This window comes from Flavonifractor sp. An100 (genome assembly GCF_002161175.1).
GTDB lineage: Bacteria > Bacillota > Clostridia > Oscillospirales > Oscillospiraceae > Lawsonibacter.
Genome location: NZ_NFMA01000046.1, coordinates 1 through 4,475, shown reverse-complemented (window position 1 = coordinate 4,475; position 4,475 = coordinate 1). Strand labels below are relative to the sequence as shown.

Below are 4,475 nucleotides of genomic sequence, written 5' to 3'. Positions count from 1 at the left end.
GGCACTCCGGCCTGCCGCTGTATTCATTGTTAACCGCATCATAATTTTGAGAGTTACCACCCCTTCATAGTCATACCCTGGCTTTGTTCTTCCTCATGGTCGTTTGGCTTGTGGCCCAGCGCGATCCTCTTTTCCCGGAGCTGCTGGCGGCGCTTTCGGTCGATGTGCAGGCCGGCACCGGACTGGGGCAGAGAGTGGTTCTCAAAGATCCGGCTCATGTGGTAGAGCAGGCGGGTGGCCGCCAGCATTACGGAGGGCGGACGGATTTCATTTTGCCGCTCCAGGAAGAGTTGGGCATACTGGTTTCCTTGGGCGGCGGAACGGCCGAACCAAACCATTGCCTGGGTCTGGTCGTGAGTCACTCCCTGCCCTGTCAGGTACAGCTTGCCCAGCATGTACTGGGCGTACTGGTTGCCCGCCTCCGCTGACTGGGTGAGCCACGCTGTGGCTCTGGTTGCATCTTTTGACACAACCTCGCCGCCGAGATACTCCTTGCCCAGCCGGTAGGCGGCCCAGGAATTTCCCTGGGCCGCCGCTTCTTTCAACCAACGGATGCCCTCGTCCGGTTCTCGGACTTCGGGATCATTAGAGAGAAGAATCTTACCCAGGGCATACTGGGCCTCCGGCAGGCCATGCCCTGACGCCTGGGTGAACCAGTCTTTCGCCTTTTGACTGTCCGGGATCAGCAGATGGCCGTCCCGATAGAGCTGACCCATCAAGTATTGAGCATAGGCGTCGCCTCGCTCTGCCAGCCGCTCCAATTCCTCCACCGCGTCGTCCCGGTCTGCCAGAGAAAGGGACTCGTCCCGGATGATCTGCCGCAGTTCCCAGCAGGCATAGGACTCTCCCCACCCCTGTTCTGGTTCATCATGGCCAGTCAGGTCGGCATCCTCGAAGGTGATTTCCCCCAGCCGGATGCGCTCCGCCTCCTGGATGACGGCGTTCTTGATCTGCCGGAACTCTTTCTCCTGGGACAGCTTTTTCTTTTCTCTAGTCTTGTCGTGGTAGTAGCTGTCGACTTCACTTTGGAGGGCACACCACTGATTGTAGCACTCCCGGACTACCGGCAGCTCCTCCAGCCGGTCCACCACCTCATTCACGGTTTTCTTCACCGGCTTGGGGAGGTAGCCGTAGGACTTCTTTCCCTTGACCGTTTCCAATTGTGCAGAGAGCGTCTGCATCAGTTCTTCCGCCTCCGGGTAGGTGTAGATGCTCCGGGCCATCTCCTGGATAAGACGATGGATTGCACGGCGGGCTTCCCACACCAGTTCATCCCGGGAGTAGGACTTTTGCTCATAGGTGTGCAGCATCTCCTGCCTAAATATTTGATTGGCCAGTGTGGACTTGATCTTGCGGATGCCCTCCCGCGTCAGATAGGCTTCATCTGGCACCGTCGACCATGCCATCATATGGACATGGGGGTGCTTGCCCTCATCGTGGTAGGCAGCGTACCAGCGGAAGTGATTCGGCGGGATGTTCATAGCGGCGGCGATGTCATTGCGGTTGGCCCGGAGTAGATTCATCCACGCTTTGGCGTTGTCATAGCCAAGGCGAGCAGCATCCTCCCGTTTCAGGGAGAGAATGTGCGTCCACACATTTCCGGTGTAGCGATCTAATTCATCCATTGTTGTTGCCAAGTCAACGCCATCCTCGTCACCAAAGAGACCGTGATCCCCCAGCCGCTCCGCCCTTGGTCGGGTGGCGATGTACTTCATGTAGCCCTCCGACTGCTGCACCGCTGCCCAGTTTTCTTCCAGTGCTCTTGTGATGAACGTCGAGGCATTGGCTTTGGTGTGCTTGGTTGCGTAGTCAGAATACTCATCCAACTCTTGGCTATTAGGAAAATCCTTTACCAGTTTTGTGATGAGCTGCTCCTGTTTTCTGGTGGGCGGACGGTTACCTGGGAGTAGCTCTACACGCTCTCTGGTTCCGATGTACCGCAGGTAGCCGCTGACAGAATTGCTCCCACCGCATTTGAGGTATGGGCTTTTGACAATCAGTCTTGCCACTCATTGTCCTCCTCCCAAGCTTCCCGCACCCGCTGCTCCAGTGAGATGCGACCGTTGGTCTTCTTCACATTGTTAACACTCTCCGCTCGCCGGCGGTGCAAGTCATCTTCGCTGAACTGAAACGCATCTGCCAGGATGCCGGCTACCATGTCCTGCTCCACCGCCTGTTTGAATATGAGCGAGGACAGCCGGTCCTCCAACCGTCCCAGCCGCCCGTCCAGATAGGACTTGAGGGAAGTAGGGAGGAATAGTCCGGCACTGTTGGCGCTGAGGTAGTCCAGGTAAAAGTCCACGGCGTTTTCGATAAAAGCAGTGAGACTGCGGCTTCCGTCCTCCTGATACCGTCGTTCCAGGAGTACTTTCTTCTCCGGCGTCAGGTAAAAGGCAAACTTCTCTTTTCGGCTCAAAATAGGCTCCTTTCCGGGGTATGACCCCTATTTTCTTCTTATGGCAGTAGGCGTTCGGGGAATGTGACCGCAGAATCATTTTTTCTTTCTGGATTTGACCCCAATTCCGACCACCTGGGAAACGCTCGGAACTGCCCGCACTGCGGGCAGATGTGACTGGGCAGAGCGGCGGTCTTGACGCCTGTCCTTTATCCTGCTTTTCCTTTCGTCCCCTATAAGGGCCGTGAAACTGCCCCAAATCCGGCTTGGAACCGCCGGGAGGGGCAGGGACTCTGCCCCTCCCGCAATCAGGGCACACAGGGGCCCGCAAGCAGTCACGCTGGGCTTTCCTGTTCTCGCAGGAGCTTCGCCACACGCTAGCGCTCGGTGGCCAGTTCCAGTTCCTCCATCTGCCGGTCGTAATACTGGTCGACCACCTCCTGGATCGGACGGAGGGTGAACAGCAGATTGCCATTGCGCCGGCCGTTGTGTTTAGTGATTACCTCTGTGGGTTCTGTGGTGACGAATCCACGCTCCTCCAGCTGCCGGATGTACTTGCGGACAGTGTTTTCACTCATGCCCACTGCTTCTCCGATGGTTCGGATGCTGGGCCAGCACTGGTGGGTCCTGTGGTTTTCACACCGACGCAGAAAGCAGTACACCGACAGTTCACCGGCGTTCAGTCCAAGCTGGAAAATCTCATTGGGCAGAGAGAAAAAATTACCCCGGCCACTGTACTTGCTGTACCTCATACGCCGCCTCCCGTGTGCTCGTTCACCCACTGGATGAACTGTTCCTTTGGTACTACCATCCTGCTGCCGACGCGCAGCATCGGGAAGTCCGGCTCGTGCATCAGTTCATAGGTACTGGCGGGCAACACTCCCAGCACCTTCCCTACTGTATCCGCGTTGAGAAACAGCGGCAGGTCATCGTAGAACTTGTATTCGGATTCTTTCAATCGGCATCCTCCTTTGAAATATCGCGGACATCATCTGGATGGACCAGACGCAGGAACTCCCTTACGGAGTTGACTACACCGGCATCTTTGAGTTGCTGGTAACGAATCAGATCACAGAGTGTTCGGAGATTGACCTCCGCACACTCCAGCAGCTTATCGATCACCACGATCTGTTGTTCTGTGCTGAGCTTCGTGGGTTTGTCCGGGTCTTGCAGATAGGCTCGCACCGCGTCCTCCTCCGGCATCTCTTCCCCCAGAACTTCCCGCATCTCCTGAAGGACATAGTCCAGAGTTTCCTTCTCAGCATCGGCAGTCAGGAAATGCAGCAGTTGTTTTTGCCTTGTACCAAATAAATCCATCGTCATCGCTCCTCTGTGTATTTTGATCTGGGTTCCCCTGACTACGGCCAAGGTCAGGTTTCCGAGTGCCGGAAAATCACCCTCTACTTATCAGGACACTTAGAGGCGGTTTGTAAACCCAAAAATAAAAAATATTTTTAAAAATTTTGCTCCCGTCCAGTGTGGACAGGAGCGGAGCCTTGGAACAATACAATTCAGAGAACAAAAATAGCTGAGGGACTCTGTCATGAGACAGAGCCCCTCAGCTGTTCGTGGAGCTTTTTCAGCCGCTTTGATACCGACGCCTTGGATACGCCGTAGATCGTCCCGATCTCCTCCATGGTCAGGCCTCTGCCATATCGGAGCTGGATCAGATCCCGGCCCTGGTCACCAAGATCACCGACGGCTTTCCGCAGAGTTTCAAGCTGGAGGTTCCGGAGTACAGCATCCTCCACGGGACGCCTGACACAATCCGAACAGAACAGCACCGTTTCAAACTCACTTCTACTCAGATGCCTTTGGTCCCGTTTCTCCTGCGCCTGTTCCCGCTTCCGATCCTGCTCCAGGAAGTCTGCGACCTCCTTTGGCACTGATACTTGCTGGCCACTATAGGTAATCGCGACAGAGTCGTTCATTTGCATCCTTTCCGCTTTCCACGGAAAGGCGCACACCCGCGCTGCCGGCACAGCGCCAAATACTGAAGACCTTCATGGAAGTTCCCTTCGTACAGGGTGGTTGTGGTGCCCTACGAGGCCCATGAATGTCTGAGGTCCCACCGGGGTGT

The 4,475-nt window shown here is 55.9% G+C and carries 6 protein-coding genes; all 6 read right to left on the bottom strand.

The genetic code is table 11. The features are described from left to right. Positions 1 to 53: 53 nt before the first annotated feature. The 6 genes from mobP3 to B5E43_RS14600 all read right to left on the bottom strand — a co-directional run bounded on the left by mobP3 (position 54) and on the right by B5E43_RS14600 (position 4,326). Positions 54 to 2,009, bottom strand: coding sequence for a MobP3 family relaxase (gene mobP3 / locus B5E43_RS14625; protein ID WP_164475103.1), 1,956 nt, complete (start codon positions 2,007 to 2,009; stop codon positions 54 to 56). Next, positions 1,997 to 2,416, bottom strand: a complete 420-nt coding sequence (locus B5E43_RS14620; RefSeq protein ID WP_087288210.1) for a hypothetical protein — start codon at positions 2,414 to 2,416, stop codon at positions 1,997 to 1,999. The genes mobP3 and B5E43_RS14620 overlap by 13 nt, the downstream gene beginning before the upstream one ends. A gap of 356 nt (positions 2,417 to 2,772) precedes the next feature. Beyond that, positions 2,773 to 3,147 carry a helix-turn-helix domain-containing protein gene (locus B5E43_RS14615; protein ID WP_087288207.1) on the bottom strand — a complete coding sequence of 125 codons (375 nt, stop codon included), beginning with the start codon at positions 3,145 to 3,147 and terminating at the stop codon, positions 2,773 to 2,775. Beyond that, complete coding sequence (locus B5E43_RS14610; RefSeq protein WP_087288205.1) at positions 3,144 to 3,353, bottom strand: DNA-binding protein; 210 nt, start codon at positions 3,351 to 3,353, stop codon at positions 3,144 to 3,146. Before B5E43_RS14610 ends, B5E43_RS14615 begins: the two co-directional genes overlap by 4 nt. Next, positions 3,350 to 3,712, bottom strand: coding sequence for a hypothetical protein (locus B5E43_RS14605; protein WP_087288203.1), 363 nt, complete (start codon positions 3,710 to 3,712; stop codon positions 3,350 to 3,352). The genes B5E43_RS14610 and B5E43_RS14605 overlap by 4 nt, the downstream gene beginning before the upstream one ends. Before the next feature lie 224 nt (positions 3,713 to 3,936). Next, positions 3,937 to 4,326 (bottom strand): sigma-70 family RNA polymerase sigma factor, encoded by a 390-nt coding sequence (locus B5E43_RS14600; RefSeq protein WP_158099076.1) that lies wholly within the window; start codon positions 4,324 to 4,326, stop codon positions 3,937 to 3,939. Positions 4,327 to 4,475 lie beyond the last annotated feature (149 nt).